The organism is Bradyrhizobium sp. SSBR45G, from assembly GCF_030159255.1.
Lineage (GTDB): Bacteria > Pseudomonadota > Alphaproteobacteria > Rhizobiales > Xanthobacteraceae > Bradyrhizobium.
Genome location: NZ_BSCT01000019.1, coordinates 21,674 through 47,605 on the forward strand (window position 1 = coordinate 21,674; position 25,932 = coordinate 47,605).

Annotated in this window: 19 protein-coding genes and 1 riboswitch; of the genes, 5 read left to right on the forward strand and 14 right to left on the reverse strand. The window is 66.7% G+C overall.

Translation table 11 applies throughout. From position 1 onward, the window contains the following. Positions 1-124 precede the first annotated feature (124 nt). Complete coding sequence (gene recA / locus QQL87_RS21085) at positions 125-1,213, forward strand: recombinase RecA (protein WP_284420637.1); 1,089 nt, start codon at positions 125-127, stop codon at positions 1,211-1,213. Positions 1,214-1,392: 179 nt separating this feature from the next. On the opposite strand, the gene gcvP is transcribed toward recA, so the two are convergent. The 3 genes from gcvP to gcvT all read right to left on the reverse strand — a co-directional run bounded on the left by gcvP (position 1,393) and on the right by gcvT (position 6,005). Continuing rightward, the gene (gcvP, locus tag QQL87_RS21090) at positions 1,393-4,266 is read right to left on the reverse strand and encodes an aminomethyl-transferring glycine dehydrogenase (protein ID WP_284420636.1); all 2,874 of its coding nucleotides are present in this window, start codon (positions 4,264-4,266) and stop codon (positions 1,393-1,395) included. Between the two features lie 192 nt (positions 4,267-4,458). After that, positions 4,459-4,824, reverse strand: a complete 366-nt coding sequence (gene gcvH, locus QQL87_RS21095) for a glycine cleavage system protein GcvH (RefSeq protein WP_284420635.1) — start codon at positions 4,822-4,824, stop codon at positions 4,459-4,461. A 26-nt stretch (positions 4,825-4,850) separates the two neighbouring features. After that, entirely contained in the window at positions 4,851-6,005 is a 1,155-nt protein-coding gene (gene gcvT, locus QQL87_RS21100; protein ID WP_284420634.1) for a glycine cleavage system aminomethyltransferase GcvT, read from the reverse strand. Between the two features lie 145 nt (positions 6,006-6,150). Beyond that, positions 6,151-6,261: riboswitch (glycine riboswitch) on the reverse strand. 181 nt (positions 6,262-6,442) lie between these two features. Here gcvT and alaS point away from each other — a divergent pair. Further along, entirely contained in the window at positions 6,443-9,121 is a 2,679-nt protein-coding gene (gene alaS / locus QQL87_RS21105; protein ID WP_284420668.1) for an alanine--tRNA ligase, read from the forward strand. Positions 9,122-9,123: 2 nt separating this feature from the next. After that, a complete protein-coding gene (locus QQL87_RS21110) occupies positions 9,124-10,353 on the forward strand; it encodes a cyclic nucleotide-gated ion channel (protein WP_284420633.1) in 1,230 nt (409 codons plus the stop codon). A gap of 165 nt (positions 10,354-10,518) precedes the next feature. Here QQL87_RS21110 and QQL87_RS21115 read toward each other — a convergent pair whose 3' ends face one another. The 5 genes from QQL87_RS21115 to QQL87_RS21135 are packed head-to-tail and all read right to left on the reverse strand — an operon-like array spanning position 10,519 to position 16,534. After that, positions 10,519-10,761, reverse strand: coding sequence for a formate dehydrogenase subunit delta (locus tag QQL87_RS21115; protein WP_284420632.1), 243 nt, complete (start codon positions 10,759-10,761; stop codon positions 10,519-10,521). Then, a complete protein-coding gene (fdhD, locus tag QQL87_RS21120; protein ID WP_284420631.1) occupies positions 10,751-11,599 on the reverse strand; it encodes a formate dehydrogenase accessory sulfurtransferase FdhD in 849 nt (282 codons plus the stop codon). The genes QQL87_RS21115 and fdhD overlap by 11 nt, the downstream gene beginning before the upstream one ends. 1 nt (position 11,600) lies before the next feature. Next, on the reverse strand, positions 11,601-14,480 hold the full coding sequence (gene fdhF, locus QQL87_RS21125) for a formate dehydrogenase subunit alpha (RefSeq protein ID WP_284420630.1): 2,880 nt from the start codon (positions 14,478-14,480) through the stop codon (positions 11,601-11,603). A 24-nt stretch (positions 14,481-14,504) separates the two neighbouring features. Further along, positions 14,505-16,061, reverse strand: coding sequence for a formate dehydrogenase beta subunit (locus tag QQL87_RS21130; protein ID WP_284420629.1), 1,557 nt, complete (start codon positions 16,059-16,061; stop codon positions 14,505-14,507). Then, entirely contained in the window at positions 16,058-16,534 is a 477-nt protein-coding gene (locus QQL87_RS21135; protein ID WP_284420628.1) for a formate dehydrogenase subunit gamma, read from the reverse strand. Before QQL87_RS21135 ends, QQL87_RS21130 begins: the two co-directional genes overlap by 4 nt. 261 nt (positions 16,535-16,795) lie before the next feature. Between QQL87_RS21135 and QQL87_RS21140 the strand changes: the two genes are divergently transcribed. Next, entirely contained in the window at positions 16,796-17,689 is an 894-nt protein-coding gene (locus QQL87_RS21140; RefSeq protein WP_284420627.1) for a LysR family transcriptional regulator, read from the forward strand. A 49-nt stretch (positions 17,690-17,738) separates the two neighbouring features. Here the strand turns inward: QQL87_RS21140 and QQL87_RS21145 are convergent, their stop codons facing one another. After that, a complete protein-coding gene (locus QQL87_RS21145; RefSeq protein ID WP_284420626.1) occupies positions 17,739-18,002 on the reverse strand; it encodes a hypothetical protein in 264 nt (87 codons plus the stop codon). A gap of 303 nt (positions 18,003-18,305) precedes the next feature. On the opposite strand from QQL87_RS21145, the gene QQL87_RS21150 reads away from it, so the two are divergent. Beyond that, positions 18,306-18,806, forward strand: a complete 501-nt coding sequence (locus QQL87_RS21150; RefSeq protein ID WP_284420625.1) for a DUF4240 domain-containing protein — start codon at positions 18,306-18,308, stop codon at positions 18,804-18,806. A gap of 49 nt (positions 18,807-18,855) precedes the next feature. On the opposite strand, the gene QQL87_RS21155 is transcribed toward QQL87_RS21150, so the two are convergent. The 5 genes from QQL87_RS21155 to QQL87_RS21175 all read right to left on the reverse strand — a co-directional run bounded on the left by QQL87_RS21155 (position 18,856) and on the right by QQL87_RS21175 (position 25,893). After that, positions 18,856-19,173 (reverse strand): antibiotic biosynthesis monooxygenase, encoded by a 318-nt coding sequence (locus tag QQL87_RS21155; RefSeq protein ID WP_284420624.1) that lies wholly within the window; start codon positions 19,171-19,173, stop codon positions 18,856-18,858. A gap of 1,162 nt (positions 19,174-20,335) precedes the next feature. Continuing rightward, on the reverse strand, positions 20,336-22,660 hold the full coding sequence (locus QQL87_RS21160; RefSeq protein WP_284420623.1) for a sensor histidine kinase: 2,325 nt from the start codon (positions 22,658-22,660) through the stop codon (positions 20,336-20,338). A 209-nt stretch (positions 22,661-22,869) separates the two neighbouring features. Continuing rightward, the gene (locus QQL87_RS21165; protein ID WP_284420622.1) at positions 22,870-24,258 is read right to left on the reverse strand and encodes a cation diffusion facilitator family transporter; all 1,389 of its coding nucleotides are present in this window, start codon (positions 24,256-24,258) and stop codon (positions 22,870-22,872) included. A 108-nt stretch (positions 24,259-24,366) separates the two neighbouring features. Further along, on the reverse strand, positions 24,367-25,335 hold the full coding sequence (locus QQL87_RS21170) for a zinc-binding dehydrogenase (RefSeq protein WP_284420621.1): 969 nt from the start codon (positions 25,333-25,335) through the stop codon (positions 24,367-24,369). A 138-nt stretch (positions 25,336-25,473) separates the two neighbouring features. Then, positions 25,474-25,893: a CBS domain-containing protein gene (locus QQL87_RS21175; RefSeq protein ID WP_284420620.1), complete on the reverse strand. Its 420-nt coding sequence runs from the start codon at positions 25,891-25,893 to the stop codon at positions 25,474-25,476. Positions 25,894-25,932 lie beyond the last annotated feature (39 nt).

Consider the following 25,932-nt stretch of genomic DNA (forward strand, 5'->3'; position numbering starts at 1 on the left):
TGGAAAGCAGCGAAAGAACATATTGCGAACAAAGAACAGATCAGGTACATTCACCTCAAGATTGCTGGCCGACCCCTCGTTAACCATTTGTCCATCCCGCGAATCCCCGCCATAAGGAGCGCCAATGTCTGCCACCGCCCTGCGTATCGTCGAAGGTTCCTCAATGGATAAAAGTAAGGCGCTCTCTGCGGCGCTGTCCCAGATCGAACGTCAGTTCGGCAAGGGCTCGGTGATGAAGCTGGGCAAGAACGACCGCTCGATGGATGTCGAGACGGTCTCGACCGGGTCGCTGGGGCTCGACATCGCGCTCGGCATCGGCGGCCTGCCGAAAGGGCGGGTGGTCGAGATCTACGGGCCGGAATCGTCGGGCAAGACCACCCTGGCGTTGCATACGGTGGCAGAGGCGCAGAAGAAGGGCGGCATCTGTGCGTTCATCGATGCCGAGCACGCGCTCGATCCGGTCTATGCGCGCAAGCTGGGCGTCAACATCGACGAGCTCCTGATCTCGCAGCCCGATACAGGCGAGCAGGCGCTCGAGATCTGCGACACGCTGGTGCGTTCGGGCGCGGTCGACGTGCTGGTCGTCGACTCCGTCGCGGCGCTGGTGCCGAAGGCGGAGCTCGAGGGCGAGATGGGCGAGTCGCTGCCCGGCCTGCAGGCGCGGCTCATGAGCCAGGCGCTGCGCAAGCTGACCGCCTCGATCAACAAGTCCCACACCATGGTGATCTTCATCAACCAGATCCGCATGAAGATCGGTGTGATGTATGGCTCGCCGGAGACCACCACGGGCGGCAATGCGCTCAAGTTCTACGCCTCGATCCGCCTCGACATCCGCCGCATCGGCGCGATCAAGGAGCGTGACGAGGTGATCGGCAACACCACCCGCGTCAAGGTCGTGAAGAACAAGCTGGCGCCGCCGTTCAAGCAGGTCGAGTTCGACATCATGTACGGCGAGGGCGTGTCCAAGATGGGCGAGATCCTCGATCTCGGCGTCAAGGCCGGCATCGTCGAGAAGTCCGGCGCCTGGTTCTCCTATGACAGTCAGCGGCTCGGGCAGGGGCGTGAGAACTCGAAGTCGTTCCTCAAGGCCAACCCCGACATGACCGCGAAGATCGAAGCCGCGATCCGCCAGAACTCCGGCTTGATCGCCGAGCAGATCCTGGCCGGCAACGCCGAGCGCGACGCCGACGGCGAGGAGCCGGCGGAGGAGTAAGGCTGATCGGGTAAGACAACGCAACGGGCGCCGGTCAGTCGACCTCGGCGCCCGTTTTTGTTCGTACCCTGCTTTTGTTCGTACTCTGCGCTGTGCTGTGGCGCCGCATGCTTGCGGTCGTCACAGCCGGGCGCGATGCGTTCCGACTGCGAGCTTCAGGTTGGTCTGACCGTCGCCAATCACTCCGCCGCCTGGGCGTAGTCGCCGATCGGCGGGCAGGAGCAGACCAGGTTGCGGTCGCCATAGACGTTGTCGACGCGGCCCACGGGACACCAATATTTATCGGTGCGCGAGGTGCCCTGGGGGAAGCAGCCCTCGCTCCGGCGATAGGCGCGGGTCCAGTCGTCGTCGGCGATATCGTGCACGGTGTGCGGCGCGTGGCGCAGCGGCGAGGCTTCGATCTTGAAGCGGCCCTGTTCGACCTCGGCGATCTCCTTGCGGATCGCGATCATGGCGTCGCAGAAGCGGTCGAGCTCGGCCTTCGATTCCGACTCGGTCGGCTCGATCATCAGGGTGCCGGCGACCGGGAAGCTCATCGTCGGCGCATGGAAGCCGTAGTCGATCAGGCGCTTGGCGATGTCGTCGACCGTGACGCCGCTCGTCTGCTTCAGCGGCCTGGGATCGATGATGCATTCATGCGCGACGCGGCCGCGCTCGTTTCGGTAGAGCACCGGGAAATGCGGATCCAGCCGCGCCGCGACGTAGTTGGCGTTGAGGATCGCGATCTCGGTCGCCCGCGTCAGGCCATCGCCGCCCATCAAGAGCATGTAGATATAGGAGATGGTCAGGATCGAGGCCGAGCCGTAGGGCGCCGCCGAGACCGGGCCGACAGGGTGCGCCGCCGTTCCGTCCGTTGCGGGGTGACCCGGCAGGAACGGCGCCAGATGCGCCTTGACGCCGATCGGGCCCATGCCGGGGCCGCCGCCGCCATGCGGGATGCAGAACGTCTTGTGCAGGTTGAAATGGCTGACATCGGCGCCGTAATCGCCGGGCCGGGACAGGCCGACCTGCGCATTGAGGTTGGCGCCGTCGAGATAGACTTGGCCGCCATGCCCATGGACGATGTCGCAGATGTCGCGGATGTGCTCCTCGAACACGCCATGCGTCGACGGGTAGGTGATCATGATCGCCGCGAGCCTGGCGCTGTGCGCCTCCGCCTTGGCTTGGAGATCGGCGAGGTCGACATTGCCGCCGGCATCGCAGCCGACCACGACCACTTCCATGCCGACCATGTGCGCGGAGGCCGGGTTGGTGCCGTGGGCGGAGGAGGGGATCAGGCAGATGGTGCGATGGCTGTCGCCGCGCGCCGCATGATAGCCGCGGATCGCAAGGAGGCCGGCATATTCGCCCTGCGCGCCCGAGTTCGGCTGCAGCGACACCGCGTCATAGCCGGAGATCCGGCACAGCCAGTCCTGGAGGTCGGCAAACATCGTGTGATAGCCGGCCGCCTGGGCGCGCGGCGCGAACGGGTGCAGGCTGGAAAATTCCGGCCAGGTCAGCGGGATCATCTCGGTGGTCGCGTTCAGCTTCATCGTGCAGGAGCCGAGCGGAATCATCGCGCGGTCGAGCGCGAGGTCGCGATCGGCGAGCTTGCGCAAATAGCGCAGCATCTCGGTCTCCGAGCGATGCGCATGGAACACCGGATGCGCGAGGTACGGCCGCTGCCGTTTCAGCTCGGGCGGGACGGCCTCGCTCGCTCCAGCCTCGATGGCCGCGTAAGCGAATTCGCCGCCGAAGGCGCGCCAGACCGCCTCGACGACATCGGCCGTCGTGGTCTCGTCGAGCGCGATCCGCAAGCGGCTGCCGTCGCGGCCGAGATTGATCCGCTCGGATTCCGCCCGCGCGACGATCGAATCGCATTTGATGCCGGCTTCGACGGTGACCGTGTCGAAGAACGTCTCGTCCGCCGGCGCAAAGCCGAGCTTGCGCAGGCCTGCCGCCAGCACCGCGGTCCGGCGATGCACCGTGCGGGCGATCGATTTGAGCCCGTCCGGGCCATGATAGACCGCATACATCGCGGCAATCACCGCCAGCAGCACCTGCGCGGTGCAGATGTTCGAGGTCGCCTTCTCGCGCCGGATGTGCTGCTCGCGGGTCTGCAGCGCCAGGCGATAGGCGGGCGCCCCGCGCGAATCGACGGAGAGGCCGACGATGCGGCCGGGCAGCGAGCGCTTCAGCGCGTCGCGCACCGCCATATAGGCGGCATGCGGTCCGCCATAGCCCATCGGGACGCCGAAGCGCTGCGCCGAGCCGATGGCGATGTCGGCGCCGAGCTCGCCCGGCGAGGCGATCAACGTCAGTGCCAGCAGGTCGGCGGCGAGGATCGCCAGCGCGCCCTTGTCGTGCAGTTTGGCGATCGCGGCGCGCGGATCGCGCAACGCGCCGGTCGTGTCGGGATATTGCAGCAGGCCACCGAACACTTCGGCGCCCTCGAGATCCTTTGCCGGATCGCCGACGATCAGCTGCCAGCCCAGCGGCTCGGCGCGGGTGCGCAGCACCGCCAGCGTCTGCGGATGCACGTTCCTGTCGACGAAGAACGCCTTGGTCTTGGCGCGGGCCGAGCGCTCGGCCAGCGCCATCGCCTCGGCCGCCGCGGTCGCCTCGTCGAGCAGCGAGGCGTTGGCGACATCGAGCCCGGTGAGGTCGCAGATCATGGTCTGGAAGTTGAACAGCGCCTCCAGCCGGCCCTGGCTGATCTCGGGCTGGTAGGGCGTATAGGCCGTGTACCAGGCCGGGTTCTCCAGGATGTTGCGCTGAATCACCGCCGGCATGAGCGTGCCGGAATAGCCCTGGCCGATCAGCGAGGTGAAGACCTGGTTCTGCGCCGCCAGCGCCCGCATGTGCGACAGCGCCTCGGTCTCGCTCAGCGCGGGACCGATCTCCAGCGGCACGGCCTGGCGGATCGTGCCGGGCAGCGTCTGCGCCATCAGCTCCGCGACGCTCCTGGCGCCGACGGTCTCCAGCATCGCCGCGACATCGCGCGGCGAGGGACCGATATGGCGGCGGGCGAAACTGGTGGCGGCATCATCGAGCGGCTTGAGCGGCGTGGTCATGAGGGCCTCGCTGGAAGATCCAAAGTTGGTGTCATCGTCCGTCCCCGGGTCTCGCCTGCGGCGAGCCCGAGGACAGGCTGCAGCGGACGATCCAGTACGCCGAGGCGTCGCTGTTCGACCGCTGCCGCTGGTGAGTACTGGATGCCCCGCCTGCGCGGGGCATGACGGCGGGTGTGGTGGCCCGCGGGAGCATCACGCGGTGTGCGCCTTGTAGGCAGCCTCATCCATCAGGCCGCCGAGCTCGCTTCTGTCGGCGATCTTGAGCTTGAAGAACCAGGCCTTGCCGCCGGCGTCGGTGTTGACCAGAGCGGGCTCATCGACGATCGCCTGGTTGACCTCGACCACCTCGCCGGTGATCGGCGCGTAGACGTCGGAGGCGGCCTTGACCGATTCGACCACGGCAGCGGCTTCCGTCTTCTTCAGCGCGCGGCCGACCTGCGGCAGCTCCACGAACACGACGTCGCCGAGCTGGGCCTGGGCAAAATCAGTGATGCCGATGGTGGCGACATCGCCCTCGATGCTGAGCCATTCATGGTCGGAGGTGTAGAGCGTGGTCATGGACGTCCTTCAGCGCTTTGCAGGGGTCAACGTTTGTAGGTGTTGGGAACGAACGGCATGGCGGCGACGCGCAGCGGCAGGCGCTGCCCGCGCACATCGGCGAACAGCTGCGTGTCAACAGCGGCGAGGGCGGTCGGCACATAGCCCATGGCAACCGGCGCGTTCAGCGTCGGCCCGAAGCCGCCGGAGGTGACCTTGCCGACCGGCTCGCTGGCGTCGGCCGTCGCGAACAGCGTGGCTCCCTCGCGCACTGGCGCACGGCCCTCCGGCCTGAGCCCGACGCGGCGGCGGGCTGCGCCGCTGTCGAATTGCGCGAGGATCTTGTCGGCCCCTGGAAAACCGCCGGCGCGCGCGCCGCCCGTGCGGCGGACCTTCTGCACCGACCATTCCAGCGCCGCCTCGACCGGCGTCGTGCCCGTGTCGATGTCGTGGCCGTAGAGGCAGAGCCCGGCCTCCAGCCGCAGGCTGTCGCGGGCCCCGAGCCCGATCGGCAGCACGTCCTTGTCGGACAGAAGGGCCTCGGCGAGCTGCTCGGCCTTGTCGGCCGGAACGGAGATTTCGTAGCCGTCCTCGCCGGTATAGCCGGAGCGCGAGACGTAGCAGGCGAGCCCGTCGACCATGCGCGGCCCCGCATCCATGAACCGCAGGCTGTCGGCGTCTGCACAGAATTTCGTCAGCACGGCCGCCGCGCGTGGCCCCTGCAGCGCCAGCAGCGCCCGGTCGGCCAGCGGCTGCACCTCGCAGACGTCGGACAGGCCCTCGCGCAGCAGCTGGATGTCGGCCTCCTTGCAGGCAGCGTTGACGACCAGCACCAGGTGCTCGCCGAAATTCGCCACCATCAGGTCGTCGAGGATGCCGCCCTCGGCGCTGGTGAATTGGGCATAGCGCTGGCGGCCCGGCGGGATGCCGATGATGTCCTGCGGCACCAGCCGCTCCAGCGCGGCTGCGGCGTCGGCCACCTTGCCGGATTTCGGCACCAGCGCGACCTGACCCATGTGGGAGACGTCGAACAGGCCGGCCGCAGCGCGGGTATGGAGATGCTCCTTGAGCACGCCGGGCGCGTATTGCACCGGCATCTCATAGCCGGCGAACGGCACCATCTTGCCGCCGAGGCTCACATGCAGGGCATGGAGCGGCGTTCGTTTTAGGGAGGAAGACGTTGCAGCAGCCGGTTCAGCCATCGATCAAGGGTCCTCGCGCGGTTCCTCGGGACCAGTCCCGAAAAACGCCACCGAAGCCCCATCTGTCGCTGTGCCTGAGAGTATTATCCCGTCGGCGGACGCATCCCGGTCAAATCCGGGCGGGCGTCTCTTTCCAGATGCATTCGCAGTCGCGAGGGTCCTTTTGCCTGAGAGTTTCCGGGGCGGTTGCTCCTTCGGCGCCGGCCCTTGATGTTCAAGCTGAACCTCAAGAGACGGTCTCTCCCGACGCGACTGTCGTCAGTGCTGGCGACAAAACACCAGCTCACCCGAGCTGTCAACGCACTGTCGGCGGCTTTCAACCAGCTTTAGGAGCCGTGCAGCAACCCCATGATGTTCTGGACGGTTTCTGGACACGCGAAGGCCCCTTGTCTAAAAGCAATGCCGCCGAATTCCCGGACTTCTTCGATTGGATTGCTATGAGCGGCGTCAACGAGATCAGGTCGACCTTCCTCAATTTCTTCGCTGCGAACGGCCACGAGATCGTGCCGTCCTCGCCGCTCGTGCCGCGCAACGACCCGACCTTGATGTTCACGAACGCCGGCATGGTGCAGTTCAAGAACGTCTTCACCGGCGTCGAGAAGCGGCCGTACAACCGCGCCACCACGTCGCAGAAATGCGTCCGTGCCGGCGGCAAGCACAACGATCTCGACAATGTCGGCTACACCGCCCGGCACCACACCTTCTTCGAGATGCTCGGCAACTTCTCGTTCGGCGACTATTTCAAGGAGAACGCCATCGAGCTCGCCTGGAAGCTCGTCACGAAGGAGTTCGGCCTCCCGAAGGACAAGCTGACCGCGACCGTCTATGTCGACGACGACGAAGCGTTCGGGCTCTGGAAGAAGATCGCGGGCCTGCCTGAGTCGCGCATCATCCGGATCGCCGGCTCGGACAATTTCTGGCAGATGGGCGACACCGGCCCGTGTGGCCCGTGCTCGGAGATCTTCTACGACCACGGCGACAAGATCTGGGGCGGCCCTCCGGGCTCGCCGGAGCAGGACGGCGACCGCTTCATCGAGATCTGGAACCTCGTGTTCATGCAGTATGAGCAGCTCGAGGGCGGCGTCCGCAATCCCCTGCCGAAGCCCTCGATCGACACTGGCGCGGGCCTGGAGCGCGTCGCGGCCGTGCTGCAGGGCAAGCACGACAATTACGACATCGACCTGTTCGTCGCGCTGATCCGGGCGATTGCCGACCTCACCAATGCCGATCCGCAGGGGCCGCAGAAGGCGAGCCTGCGCGTCATTGCCGACCATCTGCGCGCCTCGTCGTTCCTGATCTCGGACGGCGTGCTGCCGTCGAACGAGGGCCGCGGCTACGTGCTGCGCCGGATCATGCGCCGCGCGATGCGCCACGCCCAGCTGCTCGGCGCCCGCGAGCCCTTGATGCACAGACTGGTCGGCACGCTCTCGCGTGAGATGGGCCAGGCCTATCCGGAGCTGATCCGCGCCGAGAGCCTGATCAAGGAAACCTTGCGGCTGGAAGAGACGCGCTTCCGCAAGACCTTGGAGCGCGGCCTTGCGATCCTCGACGAGAAGTCGTCCAGCTTGCAGAAGGGCGACATGTTCGACGGCGACGTCGCCTTCACCCTGTACGACACCTATGGCTTCCCGCTCGACCTCACGCAGGACGCGCTGAAGTCGCGCGGCATCAGCGTCGACCAGGCTTCCTTCACCGACGCCATGGACCGCCAGAAAGCCAAGGCGCGCGCCGCCTGGGCCGGTTCCGGCGAGGCCGCGACCGAGACCATCTGGTTCCCGCTGCGCGAGACGCTCGGCGCCACCGAATTCCTCGGCTATGAGACCGAGACCGCCGAAGGCGCCGTCACTGCGCTGGTCAAGGACGGCCAACAGGTCGAAGTCCTCAAGACCGGCGAGAGCGGCGCGATCGTGCTCAACCAGACCCCGTTCTATGGCGAGTCCGGCGGCCAGGTCGGCGACACCGGCGTGATGACCGGCGACGGCGTCCGCATCCGCATCACCGACACCCAGAAGAAGGCCGGCGACCTGTTCGTGCATCTCGGCACGGTGGAGCAGGGCACGCTCAAGCTCGGCACCGCGCTGCAGCTCGACGTCGATCATGTCAGACGCTCGGCGATCCGCGCCAACCACTCGGCCACCCACATCCTGCACGAGGCGCTGCGGCTGGTGCTCGGCGACCACATCGCCCAGCGCGGCTCGCTGGTCTCGCCCGACCGGCTGCGCTTCGACTTCGTCCATCCGAAGCCGATCACCGCGGATGAGCTCGCCCGCGTCGAGGACATCGCCAACGACGTCGTGCTGGAAAATGCCGAGGTCACGACCCGGCTGATGGGGCTGGATGATGCCCGCGAGGCCGGCGCCCGCGCGCTATTCGGCGAGAAATATGGCGACGAGGTCCGCGTCGTCTCGATGGGCAACGTCGCGCGTGACCAGGGCTCCAATACGTTGGGCTGGTCGGTCGAGCTGTGCGGCGGCACCCATGTCAGGCGCACCGGCGACATCGGCCTGATCGCGGTCACCTCCGAGAGCGCCGTCGCATCGGGCGTCCGCCGCATCGAGGCGCTGACGGCGCGCGGGGCGCGCGCGCATGCCAACCACAATCTCTCGCTCGCCAAGGCGGCCGCGGCCGAGCTGCGCACCACCGTCGACGAGGTGCCGGCGCGCATCACCGCCTTGATGGAGGAGCGCAAGAAGCTCGAGCGCGAGCTGTCGGACGCGCGCAAGAAGCTCGCGATGGGCGGCGGCACCGCTGCAGGCGGAGGCGCCTCCGGCATCCGTGAGGTCAACGGCGTCAAGCTGATGGCCCGTGCGGTCGATGGCGTCGAGGTGAAGGATCTCAAGAGCCTCGTCGACGAGGCCAAGAAGCAGCTCGGCTCCGGAATCGTCGCCATCGTCGGCCGGGCCGAGGACGGCAAAGCCGGCGTGGTTGTCGGCGTGACCGCCGATCTCACATCGCGCTTCAACGCGGTCGAGCTGGTGCGCGCTGCGTCGGAGGCGCTGGGCGGCAAGGGCGGCGGTGGCCGTCCCGACATGGCCCAGGCCGGTGGCCCCGATGGCTCCAAGGCGGAGGCTGCGCTGGCCGCGATCGAGAGCGCGATCAGCAAGGCTTCCGGCTGACCGTGCCGGCGCTCGGGCCGGGCGAGCGCGTTCGCGATCCCGATCTGCGGGACCGGCTCTACGAGTTGCTCGAGCACGACCATCTGCCGAACACGCACGGCTCGCGCTTCGTCCAGCTGATCGTGCTCGTCATCACGCTCGATGTGCTGGCGGTGGTGCTGGCCTCGGACCCGGATATTGCCGCGTCCTTCGGATGGCCGCTGCGGCTGATCAAGATCGGTGCGCTGATCGTGTTCGCCGCCGAATATGTCGCGCGGCTGTGGAGCGTGGCCGGCCACATGCTGCGGCGCCAGTCGCCGCGCCAGGACCGCGTCGCTTACGCCCTCTCCGCGCTCGGCGTCATCGACCTGCTGTCGTTCGTCCCGGCGGCGATCGCTCTGGCAATCGGCGATCGCACGCTGGAAGCCGTGTGCATCGTGCTGCCGTTCCTCAAGCTGGTGCGCTATTCGCCGGCGCTGCGCTCGCTGCTGTCGGCGGTCCAGGCCGAGCGCCGCACTTTGATCGGCTGCCTCGTGATCCTGGCCGGCGCGGTGCTGCTGTTCGCCTCGCTGCTCTATGCGGTCGAGCGCGACGTGCAGCCGGACAAGTTCGGCACCATCCCGCATGCGATGTGGTGGGCGATCGTGACGCTCGGCACCGTCGGCTATGGCGACGTCGTGCCGGTGACGCCGCTCGGCCGCGTCATCACGGTCTTCGCGATCATCTGGGGCTTTGCCATGATCGCGTTGCCGGTCGCCATCATCTCCACCGCCTTCGCCGAGGAGATCAAGCGGCGCGATTTCGTCGTCACCTGGGGCATGCTGGCGCGGGTGCCGCTGTTCTCACATCTGACGGCGGCCGAGATCGCCGACATCATGCGGCTCTTGCGCGCGCGCACGATCGAATCCGGCGAGGTGCTGGTGCGGCGCGGCGATGCCGCCTCGTCGATGTATTTCATCACCGCGGGCGAGGTCGAGATCGAGCTGCCGGCGCAATGCGTGAAGCTCGCGGACGGCACCTTTTTCGGCGAGATCGCGCTGCTGCACCGGACCAAGCGCTCCGGCACCGTCACGGCGACGCGCAAGACGCGGCTGCTGGTGCTCGACGCGCAGGATTTTCACGCCCTGATCGCGCGCATGCCGGCACTGGCCGCGCATGTCACGACCACGGCGAAGGCCCGCATGGCCGATTCCGGCGACCTCGCCATCGCCGAGCTGTCCCAGGCCGAGCACGACGACCAGCCGGGCGGGTAGGGGCGGTACGAGGAAATTGGTCGCCCGGATGAGCGAAGCGACATCCGGGTTCAGCGGCTCGCTCACCGGGTAACAGAGGCTGGTCCCGCATATCGCGTCCGCCTGGGCCCTTTGGGCTCAGGCGTCCACTCATGCGGGCTACGGGACAGTGCCCGCCGATACGCGTTACGCCTTTTCCTTCGCGACAGCGGCGTCCTTCAGCCGGCCGATTGCTTCCTTGACGTCCGGATCGAGGCCGGCGCCGCCGGCGTCGTGATGGGCGTAGATCGTCTTGAGCATGCGCGGGTCCCAGAACTTCTTGATGTGCTCGGCGACGCCGCTCACGGCCTGCTCGCCGCCCTGGGAATGAAAGAACTTGCCGATCTGGTTGGCCATGTAGACGAGGCGGTCTTGGGTGCTATGCGACATGAGGATGGTCCGTCTGTGTTGATCGCGCGACCGGATCCGTGCTGGCGACGATCCTGTCGGGATGGGTGAAGATTTCGAAGCCGTCGTTGCGGGCCACCGCAACGAGGGTGATGCCGGCAGCCTCGGCCATGCGAATGGCGAGCGCGGTCGGCGCCGACACCGCGACCAGCACGGGCGCGCCCATGGCGGCGGCCTTCTGTACCAGCTCGACCGAGACGCGGCTCGTCATGATCACGAGGCCCTCGCTGGCCGCGCAGCGCGCCTGTGCCAGGTGGCCGGCGAGCTTGTCGAGTGCGTTGTGGCGGCCGACATCCTCGCGCAAAGCGACGATGCCGCGCGCCGGGGTCCAGAACGCCGCGGCGTGCACCGCGCGGGTCTCGTGGTTGAGCTTCTGCAGCGGCTCGATCGCGGCCAGCGCCGTCATGATCTCGCGCGGCGTGAAGCGCCGGCCTGCGGTGACGCGCGCCACCGGCCGCACCGCTTCCGCGATGGAATCGATGCCGCACAGGCCGCAGCCGGTGGGGCCGGCGAGACTTCGCCGGCGCTCGGACATCCGCGCAGCCAGCTCCGGCGGCAGCCACATCCGCAGCTCAATGCCGTCGGCGAGCTCGACGACATCGAGCGAGATGATCTCGTCGCGGCTCGCGATGATGCCTTCGTTGAGGCTGAAGCCCATGGCGAAGTCGGAGAGATCCTGCGGCGTCGCCATCATGACGGCCTGGGTGCCGCCATTATAGGTCAGCGCGACCGCGGTCTCCTCCGGGACGCGGCGGTGGCCCTCGGAGAGGGCCCCGTCGCGCCAGACCAGACGATCCGCGATGCGCACTGCATCGGCCATGCTACTCCGCCGCCTCCACGATCGGGGCGATGCGGCGCGAGTTGCGGGCCTGCTCGTCATAGGCCTTCTGCCAGTCCGACGGACCGTTGGACTGCGACACCTGCACCGCCGTCACCTTGTACTCCGGACAATTGGTCGCCCAGTCGGAATAGTCCGTGGTGATGACGTTGGCCTGGGTCAGCGGGTGGTGGAACGTGGTGTAGACCACGCCCGGCGCCACACGCTCGGAGATCAGCGCATGCAGCGTGGTCTCCCCGGCGCGGCTGATCAGCCGCACCCAGTCGCCGTCGCGGATGCCGCGCTGCTCGGCGTCGTGCGGATGGATCTCCAGCACGTCCTCGCCATGCCACACCACGTTGTCGGTGCGCCTTGTCTGGGCGCCGACATTGTACTGCGACAGGATGCGGCCCGTCGTGAGCAGCAGCGGGAAGCGCGGGCCGGTGCGCTCGTCGGTCGCGACATATTCGGTGACCACGAACTTGCCCTTGCCGCGGACAAAGCCGTCGACATGCATGATCGGCGAGCCCTCGGGGAACTTCTCGTTGCAGGGCCACTGCACCGAGCCCATCTCGTCGAGCTTCTGATAGGAGACGCCGGTGAAGGTCGGCGTCAGCGCCGCGATCTCGTCCATGATCTCGGACGGATGAGAGTACTTCATCTCGAAGCCCATCGCCTTGGCCAGCCCGATCGTGACCTCCCAGTCGGCGAGGCCGTTGCGCGGGGTCATCACCTTGCGGACGCGCTGGATGCGGCGCTCGGCATTGGTGAAGGTGCCATCCTTCTCCAGGAAGGTCGAGCCCGGCAGGAACACGTGGGCGTAGTTGGCGGTCTCGTTCAGGAACAGGTCCTGCACGATGACGCATTCCATCGACGACAGCGCTTGCACCACGTGCTTGGTGTTGGGATCGGACTGCAGGATGTCCTCGCCCTGGACGTAGAGGCCCATGAAGGTGCCGTCGATCGCCGAGTCGAACATGTTGGGGATGCGCAGGCCCGGCTCAGGGTTGAGCTTGACGTTCCACATCGCCTCGAACTGGTCACGCACCGCGTCGCCCGAAATGTGCCGGTAGCCCGGCAGCTCGTGCGGGAACGAGCCCATGTCGCAGGAGCCCTGCACGTTGTTCTGGCCGCGCAGCGGGTTCACGCCGACGCCGCGGCGGCCGATATTGCCGGTGGCCATCGCGAGATTGGCGATCGCGATAACCGTGGTCGAGCCCTGGCTGTGCTCGGTGACGCCGAGCCCGTAATAGATCGCGCCATTGCCGCCGGTGGCATAGAGCCGGGCCGCGCCGCGGATCGCTTCGGGGTCGACGCCGGAGATCTTGGCGATCGCCTCCGGGCTGTTCCTCTCCTGCGAGACGAACTCGGCCCAGTCCTGGAACTCGCTCCAGTCGCAGCGCTCGCGCACGAAGGCTTCGTCGACGAGGCCTTCGGTGACGATCACATGCGCCAGCGCGGTCATGATCGCGACGTTGGTGCCCGGCAGCAGCGGCAGATGATAGTCCGCCTTGACGTGCGCGGAACTCACGAGGTCGATCTTGCGCGGATCGACGACGATCAGCTTCGCGCCCTGGCGCAGCCGCTTCTTCATGCGCGAGGCGAACACCGGATGCGCATCGGTCGGGTTGGCGCCGATCACCATGATCACGTCGCTGTCCTCGACCGAGTCGAAGTCCTGCGTGCCGGCCGAGGTGCCGAAGGTGGTGGCGAGCCCATAGCCGGTCGGCGAGTGGCAGACGCGGGCGCAGGTGTCGACGTTGTTGTTGCCGAAGCCGCCGCGGATCAGCTTCTGAACGAGGTAGGTCTCCTCGTTGGTGCAGCGGGAGGAGGTGATGCCGCCGATCGAGTCGCGGCCGTATTTGGCCTGGATGCCGCGCATCTTCTGCGCCGCGAACGTGAACGCCTCGTCATAGGAGACTTCGCGCCAGGGCTGGTCGATGGTCTCGCGGATCATCGGCTTGAGGATGCGCTCCTTGTGGGTGGCGTAGCCCCAGGCGAAGCGGCCCTTGACGCAGGAATGGCCGCGATTGGCCTTGCCGTCCTTGTAGGGCACCATGCGCACGACTTCCTCGCCGCGCATCTCCGCCTTGAAGGTGCAGCCGACGCCGCAATAGGCGCAGGTGGTGACTGCCGAATGCTCGGGCTGGCCGATCTCGATCACGCTCTTCTCGGTCAGGGTCGCGGTCGGGCAGGCCTGCACGCAGGCGCCGCAGGACACGCATTCCGAACCCAGGAAGCTCTCGCTCATGCCCGGCGACACCCGGCTGTCGAAGCCGCGGCCGGAGATGGTCAGCGCGAAGGTGCCCTGGACTTCCTCGCAGGCGCGGACGCAGCGCGAGCAGACGATGCACTTGGAGGGATCGTAGGTGAAATAGGGGTTGGACTCGTCCTTCGGCAGCCAGGCCGGATTGGCCTCGCCGCAGGCGTCGGCGAACACGTGGTTCTCACCCTGGTTGCCGTAGCGCACGTCGCGCAGGCCGACCGCGCCGGCCATGTCCTGCAGCTCGCAATCGCCATTGGCAGCGCAGGTCAGACAGTCGAGCGGATGGTCGGAGATGTAGAGCTCCATCACGCCCTTGCGGATCTTCTTCAGCCGATCGGTCTGGGTGTGGACCACGAGCCCGGCCGCAACCGGCGTGGTGCACGACGCCGGCGTGCCGTTGCGGCCCTCGATCTCGACGAGGCAGAGCCGGCAGGAGCCGAACGCGTCGACCATGTCGGTCGCGCAGAGTTTCGGAATCTGCGTGCCGGCCTCCATCGCCGCGCGCATGATCGAGGTGCCCTCGGGCACCGAGATGCTCTGACCGTCGATGGTGAGCGTCACCATGGTTTCGGACTTGGAGCGGGGTGTACCGAAATCGGTTTCGTGGATGAGCGACATGGCTGTGTCCTTGTTCCCGAACGTCTATTCCGCAGCCTGGAGGCGCGGCTGCTGAGGTCCGAAGTCTTCGCGGAAGTGCTTGAGCGCTGATAGCACGGGGTAGGGCGTGAAGCCGCCGAGCGCGCACAATGAGCCGAGCTTCATCGTGCCGCAGAGGTCTTCGACCAGGGCGATGTTCTCGGCCACGCGCTCGCCGCGGCGGATCTTGTCGATGGTCTCGGCGCCGCGCGTCGAGCCGATGCGGCAGGGCGTGCACTTGCCGCAGGATTCGATGGCGCAGAACTCCATCGCGAACCGCGCCTGCTTCGACATGTCGACGGTGTCGTCGAACACGACGATGCCGCCATGGCCGATCAGGCCGTCCTTGGCGGCGAACGCCTCGTAGTCGAACGGCGTATCGAACAGCGCGCGCGGGAAGTAGGCCCCGAGCGGGCCGCCGACCTGCACCGCGCGGACAGGGCGGCCGGTGAAGGTGCCGCCGCCGATGTCGTCGACCAGATCGCCCAGCGTGATGCCGAACGCGGTCTCGAACAGGCCGCCGAACTTGACGTTGCCGGCGATCTGGATCGGCATCGTGCCGCGCGAGCGTCCCATGCCGAAATCGGCATAGGCCTTGGCGCCCTCGTCGAGGATGAAGGGAATGGCCGCGAACGACAGCAGATTGTTGACGACGGTCGGCTTGCCGAACAGGCCGTGATGGGCGGGCAGCGGCGGCTTGGCGCGGACCAGGCCGCGCTTGCCCTCGAGGCTCTCCATCAGCGCGGTCTCTTCGCCGCAGACATAGGCGCCCGCGCCGGTGCGCACCTCCAGCTCGAACGTATAGTCCGAGCCGGCGACCTTGTTGCCGAGCAGGCCGGCCGACTTGGCGATCTCGATCGCCTTGGTCATAGTGGCGATCGCGTGCGGATATTCCGAGCGGGTGTAGATGTAGCCCTTGGTGGCGCCCACCGCGAGGCCGCAGATGGTCATGCCTTCGATGAGAACGAAGGGGTCGCCTTCCATCAGCATGCGGTCGGCGAAGGTGCCGCTATCGCCTTCGTCGGCATTGCAGATGACGTATTTGCGGTCGGCTGACGTCTGCGACACCGTCTTCCACTTGATGCCGGTCGGGAAGCCGGCGCCACCGCGGCCGCGCAGGCCGGACGTGGTGACCTCGGCGATCACTGCATCCGGCGTCAGCGTCAGGGCGCGCGTGAGGCCCTTGTAGCCGCCATGGGCGCGGTAGTCGTCGAGCGAGAGCGGATCGACGACGCCGCAGCGGGCGAAGGTGAGGCGGGTCTGCCGCTTCAACCACGGGATCTCCTCGACCAGCCCGAGCGAGAGCTTGTGCGGCTTGTCGGCGATAATAGCATCGAGCAGCGACGGCACGTCGTCTGCCGTCACCGGGCCGAAGCCGAAGCGCCCTTGCGCCGTCGCCAGCTCGACCAGCGGCTCCAGCCAGTACAACCCACGGGAGCCGTTCCGGACGATCTCAATTTCGACACCCCGGGCCAGCGCCGCGCTGTGCAGCGCGTGGGCGACTTCATCGGCGCCGACGGCGAGCGCGCCGGCATCACACGGGACAAAAAGACGCACGCTCATCGCTGGGCCTCCGAGACGAGAGCATCGATACGGGCTTCATCTAGACGGCCGACCAGACGGCCGTCGAGCATCGCCGAGGGCGCCGTCGCGCACAGGCCGAGGCAGTAGATCGGCTCGAGCGTCACGCGCTCGTCGGCTGTGGTGTTGCCGATGGCAATGCCGAGCTTCGCTTCGGCGCGCGCCGCGAGCGCATCGCCGCCGGCAGCCTGACAGGCCTCGGCGCGGCACAGCTTCAGCACGTGACGGCCGGCCTTCTTGGCGCGGAAATCATGGTAGAACGTGAACACGCCGTAAACCTCGGCGCGCGACAGGTTCAACGCGGAGGCGATCATCGGGAGGGCGTCCTCCGGCACGTAGCCGAACGTCTCCTGCAACGCATGAAGGATCGGCAAGGTTGCCCCCTCCATCTTGCTATGTTCGGCGATGATCTCGGCGCCGCGCGCCGCCTCCCAAGTCTCGTACACCGGCGTCATCCTGATCCCGATTCTGCGTTGAAAACGTTTCGCACATCAGAATTGGAATTGCTCAAGATATCAATAAAGCAGTCCCGTGCTGCGATAGCGAAACGCAATCGAGAGATAGCTAGAAGTTGACGAAAAACAGGCCTTCTCGCGACCCCGATGCGGCGCGTTTTACCATGTCGGCGATCGCCGTGCCGTGATAGAGTTTCACTTTGGCGTGGCCGCCGAAAAACGTGCGGAACCAGGCTGTTCAACCGCTGGAAGGCCGACCTCTTGATCGACAAGCTTGAACTGCTGCTGGCGCTGGCCAAGGAGCGCCATTTCGGCCGGGCGGCGGAGACATGCGGCGTCACCCAGCCGACCATGTCGACCAGCATCAAACAGCTCGAGGAGATCCTCGGGGTGATGCTGGTGCAGCGCGGCTCGCGGTTCCAGGGGTTCACGCCGGAGGGCGAGCGCACGCTCGACTGGGCGCGCCGGATCGTCGGCGACTTCCGGGCGATGCGGCAGGAGATCAACGGCCTCAAGGACAAGCTCTCCGGCGAAATACGGCTTGCGGCGGTGCCGACCGTGCTCGGCATGGTTGCGTCGCTGACGACCCCGTTCCGTGCGCGGCATCCGGAGGTGCGGTTCCGCATCATGTCGTGCACGTCGGCCGACGTGCTCGGCCTGCTGGAGAACCTCGAGGTCGATGCCGGGCTGACCTATATCGAGAACGAGCCGATCGGCCGTGTCAGAACCATCCCGCTCTACAACGAAAGCTACCGGCTGCTGACGGCGCCCGACGCGATGTTCGGCGATCGCGAGCAGGTGACCTGGCAGGAGGTCGGGCAGGTGCCGCTGTGCCTCCTGACCCCGGACATGCAGAACCGCCGCATCATCGATCGCGCCTTGCGCGCCGCCGGCAACGAGGTCACGCCGACGCTGACCTCGAACTCGCTGCTCGTGCTCTACACCCATGTGAAGACCGGCCGCTGGGCCAGCGTGATGCCGGCCAAGCTGGCCGAGACCTTGGGTCTCGCCGACAAGGTGCGCTCGATCCCGATCATCGATCCCGTCATCAACTACCAGATCGGCCTCGTCATCCCGCAGCGCGACCCGATGACCCCGCTGATCGCGGCGCTGGTCCAGATTGCGCGCGAGGTCGCGCCCAGTCTGCAGGCGTGAGGCGAGTGTTGCGATCGCCCGGCGCACGCGTGCAGCCCCGCAGGGCGGCTCAGGACCCCGCGAGTGCCAACCTCAGGGACACAGCCGCCGCAACGAGAATTGGGCCGAGCACCAGCCCGTAACGGCCCGCTGAGAGCGCCATGGTGATCCCGAACACAGCACCCGTGAGGAACAGTCCGACCAGCAGGATCACAATCGGCGCAAACAGGACAATGAGAAGGAGGTTGCTGGTCGTGCCGATGGCGCTCCACGCGGCTGCTGACAGCGCAGAAGCGACGGCGGCGGAGATCAGCGTGTCGAAGACGAGCCTCAAGGTGCCTCCGGCCATCGCAGGCATTGGCCACCGCATCCGCTCCTCCAACTCCGACACGGTCGCGCTGCTGTCACCCAGGGCTCCAATGTTGGGGCGAAGGCGCAATTGATCACGCTATCGCGGCAGCGTTAAGAATAGTTGTGGGCTATGCCAGACCCGATCGCCTCGTCAATCCTGATGCGTCACAACCACCGTCATTCCGCATGCGCAGGACAGGGCGGGTCGGCACGTGTATGTCCGACATATGAGGGAGGCAAGACGTGAGGACCGAGGCGATGCCGGCCGAGCAGTTCTGGCGGATCATTGCGCGAACGATTGCGGCTTCCGCCGGCGAAGTCGGAAGCGCTCGAATCGGCCCTGCGCGAGCTGCCCCTGGAGCAGATCACCGGCTTCGAGGTCGCGTTTCGCCGCTATCTGAACGCAGCCTATACGTGGGACCTCTGGGGCGCCGCCTACGTCGTCCATGGCGGCTGTTCAGATGACGGCTTCGAGTATTTCCGGCGCTGGCTCGTGACGCGCGGTCGGGAGGTCTACGAGGCTGCGATGGCCGATCCGGACAGTCTGGCTGACTTCGATGGCGCGGCCGGCCCGAATGGGGCCTGGGAGTTCGAAGCGATCTACTATGTCACGTTGAAGGTTTTTCGGGAGAAGGGCGGACAGGGCGACGTCCGCGATCACTCCGAGCCGGAGGCCGGCCTCGGCGGACCGGAGCCGTCCGGCGATGCCTTCGAAGAGGACGACGAGCATCTCGCCAAGCGCTACCAGAAGCTATGGCAGCGCTTCGGCGACAATCCGCTCGGATGAACCGGCGGGGCGATGCGATGAAGTCGCCGCGGCGCGCAGCGATCCTCGATCACGGCCGGCACGTGGTCCGCAGTTCGAAATGCGCCGCCTGCTCGTCGTAGCGACTGAGCAGGCGCTGCGCGGCCGGCGGCACGACGGCCGTTTCATGCGCCGGCCCGGCGAAGCGAACGATCGCGTCCTGGTCGGCGAACGCCATGATCGTCATGAATTCGACCTCGGTGTCGTCAGGCCGGCGCAGCAGCTCGATGCCGAGAAGTCCCTCGATCTTCCGGTCCATGATGCCCGGAAAGATCGTCGCACGGAGCAGGTCTTCATAGGCATCTGCATTGGCCGGGCTGGTCCAGCCGCGCCAAATACGTTTCAGCATCTGTTCGTCCTCAGCTGTGCACGGTGAAGTCGCTGCAGCTTCGCATCGTCCGTGCGACGCGGACTTGGCGAAAATTGCCATCTGCTGTTTCGTCCGCATCCGTCGGGTCGTTCAGTTCGATGACTTCCGAAAAACAAAAACTTCTTGCCATTTTTCTGAATTCATGATTGTCTCTGCCCATCCCGCCTCATGCAAAGGGGCGTTGCGCGCGATCGTCACGACACGCGAGGCGGGGAGGCGGTGGCCGCGAGAGTTCGCAGCAGGCTCGTCAAGAGCATGCCGACGAACGAACCTCTTGCGGACGTGAAGTCGTAGCGGCCTGACACCCCGAAGCCGGTGTCTCCCGCGCAATGCGCAAGCATTGCCGCGGCATGGTGGCCAACAAGCCGGCGCACCAGGGCGACTGCGTATAAGCGTGAGACCATCGCGCAGGGAAGGCCGGGCGTGTCCGGCTGCACCTGTGGTACCTGCCGCCTGCATTTTTCTCGCAGGCGGGCCGCAGGCGTCAGCCGACGTCTGGCCTTCCCTGCGCCCTTTGCAGTGTCGAGGGGCATGACTGATCGCAGACCTCGGGCGTCATGTGCCGCGAGAGCGCGTCGTCATGTCCGATCTTGTTAGAAGCGCTGACGCCGTTGCTGTTTGAAGTGTGAATCGGATCCTCAGGTGTCGTCCCGGGCAAGCCGCGATGCGCGACAGCGCGTCGTGGCGCCGACCCGGGACCCATACGCCGCGGCGGGTGCGAGGCGCGGGATAGACGACGGGTGTGCCTCACACCGCTCCCTGGGAGTATGGGTCCCGGGTCAAGCCCGGGACGACAGCGGTGGTTGTTGATGCAGTTGTGCTGGGAGCGTGCTCATCGTTCGTGCCAATCAACACGGGCTTGGCCCGGGCGGGCGCCAACATCGGGCTGTGCGATACAGCGCCCTCGCCCCTTGCGGGAGAGGGCATCTCAAGCCTTTCCTCGCACGCGGTTGGGTGAGGGGTATCTCTCGGCGAGCTACGCTCGTGGAAGCATACCCCTCACCCAAGCGAGCTTGCTGCACCGTCCGACATGCCCTCTCCCGCAAGGGGCGAGGGCGCAGTCATTTGCACCGCGCTCTTCTGCGGTTGTTTGAGCGCCGCGGTGATGGCCTTAGTCGTTGATCAGCAGCGAGCGCCGACCTCACGCCGCGACCGAGATGCTCGCCGTGGCCTTGTACGCGTCGCGGGGCAGGGTGACGCGGACGACGGTGCCGCATTCCAGGCGCGAGCGCAGCCGCATCGAGCCGCCATGCAACTGGGCCAGCGAGCGGGCGATGGCGAGGCCAAGGCCGGAGCCGTGATAGGTCTTGGTCATCTGGCTCTCGACCTGCTCGAAGGGACGGCCGAGCCGGGCCAGCGACTGCGCCGGGATGCCGATGCCGGTGTCGGCGATGATCAGCACGACCTTGTCCTCGAACACCCGGCTGCGCATCGTGACGCGGCCGCCTTCGGGGGTGAACTTCACCGCGTTGGACAGCAGGTTGACCATGATCTGCTTGGTGGCGCGGCGGTCGGCGATGACGGGGATGCTGCCCTCGATGTCGGCGTCGAGCACCAGGCTCTTGTCCTGGGCGCGGCCGGAGACGACGCGCAGCGACTCCGCCAGCGTCTTGGCGAGGTCGAGCGGCTCCATGTCGAGCTTCATGCGGCCGGCCTCGATCTTCGACATGTCGAGGATGTCGTTGATCACTTCGAGCAGATACTGACCGGAGGTCAGGATGTCGTGGCAGTATTCCTGGTACTTCTCCGAGCCGAGCGAGCCGAACATGCCGCTGCCCATGATCTCGGAGAAGCCGATGATGGCGTTGAGCGGCGTGCGCAGCTCGTGGCTCATATTGGCGAGGAATTTCGACTTGGTCTGGTTGGCTTCCTCGGCGCGGGTCTTTTCCTGCGAGTACTTCTCGGCGAGGTCGGCGAGCTCGATGGCCTGGCGCTCCAGCGCGGTCTGCGAGCGCTGCAGGTCGATCACGGTGGCGCGCAGGCGCAAATCGTTGTCGACCAGCTTCTGCTCGTGCTCCTTGATGCGGGTGATGTCGGTGCCGACCGAGACGTAGCCGCCGTCCTTGGTGCGGCGCTCGGAGATGTGCAGCCAGCTGCCGTCGTCGAGCTGGGCCTCGAAGGTGCGCCCGCCCTGCGCCTGCTGGCTGTTGTCATGCAGCCGGGTGCGGATCTCCGGCATCTTGCCGACCTCGATGACGGTCTCATAGGAGGTGCCGGGGGTGACGGCCGTGTCCGGCAGCTTGTGCAGCTTCTGGAAGTGCGAGTTGCACAGCACCAGGCGGTTGTTGGCGTCCCACAGCACGAAGGCTTCCGAGATCGTCTCGATCGCGTCGCGCAGCCGCAGGTCGGCCTCGACGGTCTTCTCGACCAGGCTCTTCTGCTCGGTGACGTCGACCGCGATGCCGATCAGGTGCAGGCCGGAATCGGTGGTGCCCTGGCTCAGCTCGCAACGGACCCGCAGCCAGATCCAGTGACCCTCGGTGTGGCGCATGCGGAAGCTCTGGTCGATGTGGCGGAGCTCGCCGGCGACGAGCTGGTCGGCGATGGCGAACAGGTCGATGTCATCCGAGTTCACCAGAGCGTTGACCTCGCCGAAGGTGAGCAGGTCGGTGCGGTTGTCGAGGCCGAGCATCGCGAACATCGAGTTCGACCAGAAGATGCGGCCACGCGACAGGTCCCAGTCCCACAATCCGCAGCGGCCGCGGTTCAGCGCGGTGTCGATGCGGCCGCGGACGGCGTCGTTGATGAGGTCGCCTTCGCGGGCGCGGGTCGACTGCCAGTGGAAGGCGAAGCCGAGGATCAGCACGACGAATCCTGTCGTCGCCGACAGCGTGATCGACAGTGCGGCGTCCGAGCCCCAGATCGGCTCGATCTTCTCCTGGATCACGACGACGCGGCCGGGCAGAGCCTTGATCAGTTGCGAGACGGCGAAGGCGGGACGGCCGTTCGGCAAGGTGATCTCGGTGACGGCGCCCTGCAGGCCCGGCGTGGCGAGCAGCTGCGCGGTCGAGATCAGGTCGAGGATGCGGTCGTTCTCGCCGAGACCGGCGTCGACCGGGACCCGGGCGAGGATGCGGTGGTCGGCCCCGGTGATGATCACGTGGCGGCCGGGTGCGACGCCCCAGGCCGGGATCAGATCCGGCAGCAGGCTCTGCAGGTGCTCGATGTTGGCGACCCGGTCGGGACGCATCGCCAGATGACCGATGCGGTCGGCGAGCAGATCCGAGATCGCCGCGAGGTCGCGCTTGGTCGCGCCGCGCTTCTGCCGGCTGTGGTCGAGCACCTGGACGAAGGCGCCGAGACAGATCGTGACCAGGAAGGCGATGATCAAAGTGGGGACAGCACGACGCAATACCGGCTCAGCAGTCAGCAGCCTTTGATAGGCCGGTTTCGCGATCGATTGCGCCAACCCTTTGATGGAATCAGAAGATTGGACGCACGCGTTCGCGGCATGCGCACGCGCCATGCTGTAGACCCCCGAAACTTTCTTTGGATACCCGAATTTCGAAAGAGCCCCAGCCGCTTCCGAATCAAGTTGATTTGAATCCAGATTTCTCAGGCTGTCGAGAGTCAACGATTTGGCAAAAGCTAATAAATCTTATCCAATGCGGATTTGTCATGGCGAAAAGCCGGCCGGAGGAGTCCGAAGCGAGAACGGAGCGTGACTTTACGGCTTCAGCCGTGCGGCGGCTCGGCGTGACTGATGACGCGCTTCACCGTCGGGAAGGCGCGCCGCACGCCGCGCTCAATGTGGTCGACGTTGTCGTGCACCTTGAGCACGCTCATCGACGGCGCGGCGCGGCAGTGGAAGTTGACGATCTCGCCGGCCTCGGTGTTGCGGACGCGGATGTTGTGCACGTCGTACATGTCGGTCTCGGCGGCGAAGCGCTGCAGCGCCTCGGCGATCTCGGCGACGCGTTGCGCCGACGCGTCGATGCCGAACGGCAGCTCGGGTTCGAGAGGCTCGATATGGGTGTCGACCTCGACGTCGGCGCCGAACTCGTCACGGATCGAGCGCTCCAGCTCGTGCGCGATCGCATGCGCGGCGACCAGGCTCATGTCGCCGTCGACCTCGAGATCGATCGCGACAATGAGCCGGCCGCCGATGTCGTGGACGGTGACGTGGTGAATGGCGAGGCCGGAATTGCGCGCGATCACCATGATGCGCTCGCGCACGCTCTCATTGCTCAGCGCCACTGGCACCGTGGTGAAAGTGACGTCGGCCTCCGACAGGCTCTTGCCGACCGCGGCCTGCGCCTGGCGCTTGATCTCGTCGACGCGGTCGATCGGATAGGTGCGCGGCACCTGCACGGTGGCGTCGACGAAATGCGTGGCGCCGACGAGCCGCACGCGCAGGCGCTCAACGTCGACGACGCCGGCGACCGAACGGATCGCGGCGTCCGCCTTCTCGGCCGCGCCTTCCGGCGCACGGTCGAGCAGTGTTTCTACGGTGGAGCGCGCGAGCCGAAGGCCGAGCACCGAGATCATCACGGCGACGGCGACGGCGGCGGCGGAATCGCCCCACCAGAAGCCGAGCGCGGAGAGGACGAGGCCGGCGATGACGGCGATCGAGCCAAGCACGTCGGAGGCGAAATGCAGCGCGTCGGCGGCGAGCGCCTGGCTGTGGGTCTCGTGCGCGGCACGGTGCAGCGCGCGGGCGCGCCAGAAGTTCACGGCGATGTCGATCGCCAGCACCACGAACGGGATCGCCGAAAGCGATGGCGGCGCCGCTGCCTCGCGCAGGCGGCTGACGGATTCGACCAGCACGCCGCCGGCCAGCACATAGAGCAGGGCGATGACGCCGAGCGCCGACAGGCTCTCCAGCTTGCCGTGGCCGTAATGATGCTCGTCGTCGGCCGGCCGGTCCGATACCCGAACCACCATCCAGGTGATGACGGTGGCGACGACGTCCACCGCGCTGTGCAGCGCCTCGGAGACGAGTGCGAGACTGCCGATCAGGATGCCGACGATAAACTTCGCCGCGGCCATGCTGGCGCTCGCCGCGATCGAGATCGCGGCGACGCGGGCTTTTCCGGAGTCGGGATGGGAGACGGCATCGCTCATAGGCGCGGATGTAGCAGCCGAGGCCGCGCCATGAAAGCCGGGATCGCGCGGCCCATGTGCATGGATCGCGCACTGTTTCGATTGCTTCTAAATGTCAGGAGATTGCGATCACACGGTCACCACGATCTTGCCGAGATGCTTGTTCGCCTCCATGTGCGCGAACGCCGCGCCGATGTCGTCGAAGCCGAACACGCGGTCGATCGGAAGGCGCAAGCTGCGCTGCTCGACGGCGCCCCAGATGTCCGTCTTGACCTCGTCGAAGATCGCGCGGATCTCCTCGATCGAACGGGTGCGGAAGGTGACGCCGACATAGGTGATGCGGCGCGCCGCGTGGAGGTCGAAGTTGAAATCGGCATGGGTGCCGCCGAGCCGGCCGACATTGACGATGCGGCCGAGCACCTTGGTCGCGGCAAGGTTCTGATTGGCGACCGAGCCCGAGACCTGGTCGATGATCAGGTCGACGCCCCGGCCATGCGTCGCCTGCAGCACCTGATCGACCCAGGCGGGATCGCTCGAATCGATCGCGAGATCGGCGCCGAACTCCTTGAGCCGATTGCGGCGCATCGCATCGGTGGAAGAGCCGATGACGAGCGAGGCGCCCTTGAGCTTGGCGATCTGCATCGCCATCAGGCCGACGCCGGAGCTCGCGCCCTGCACGAGCACGGCCTGGCCGGGCTGCAGCGCGCCGTTGGTGACGACGGCGTTGTGCATCGTCGAGAGCGCGATCGGCAGCGTGGCCGCCTCGTCGAAATTCATGTTCGACGGTGCGTGGAACAGCCGGCCATGATCGGCGAGGGTGTATTCGGCAAAGGCGGCGGCGCCGGAGCCCATCACTCTGTCGCCGACCTTCACGCCCTTGGCGTCAGGCCCAAGCTCGGCAACCTCGCCGGCCCATTCCATGCCGAGCACAGTGCCGACGCCGCCGGCGGCGCCATGCACATGGCCCTTGGTCATGCCGAGATCGGCCCGGTTGAGACCGCAGGCGCGCACGCGCACCAGCACCTGGGTGCCCTTCGGCGCGGGCTTGGCAATCTCGGTGATCGCGGCGCCCTGGGCGCCATAGACATAAGCTTTCATCGCAAGGAATCCTGTCCGGCCGGAGGCAGCGGCGAGCGGACCGTGCCGCTCGCGCCTGCGCACCGCCTACAGGCGGCGCGCTGTTCCGACAAGACTTCAAAAGCGATGGAAGCCGTTCGGCTGACGCGGCGTGTCGCGTCAGGCGGCGACGGGCGCTTCCGCCTCGTCGAAGGCGGTCGAGATGTCGCGCATGCTGATGACGCCGGCCAGCGCGAAGTCGACGATGACCGGCAGATGGCGGATGTGGTGCACGTTCATCAGGTGCCGCACATGCTCCAGCGTGTCCTCGGTGCTGCAGGAGATCAGCCGCTGCGGCGAGATCAGCTGCGAGACCTTCAGATTGACGCCGGCGGCGCCATGCTCGGCGATGGCGCGCACGACATCGCGCTCGGTGAACATGCCGGCCGCGGTGTTGCCTTCCGTGCGGACGACGTCCTTGACGACGAGGGCGCTGACATCGCTGGCGCGCATCAGCTGCGCCGCCACGCCAACGGTCTCGTTCATTCGCACCGTGATCACGCGCGCTGTCTTGTTGCGCAGGATGTCTCCGACTTTCATGGCACCCTCCCGTTGGTTTTCATTTACGGCCCAAGTCTG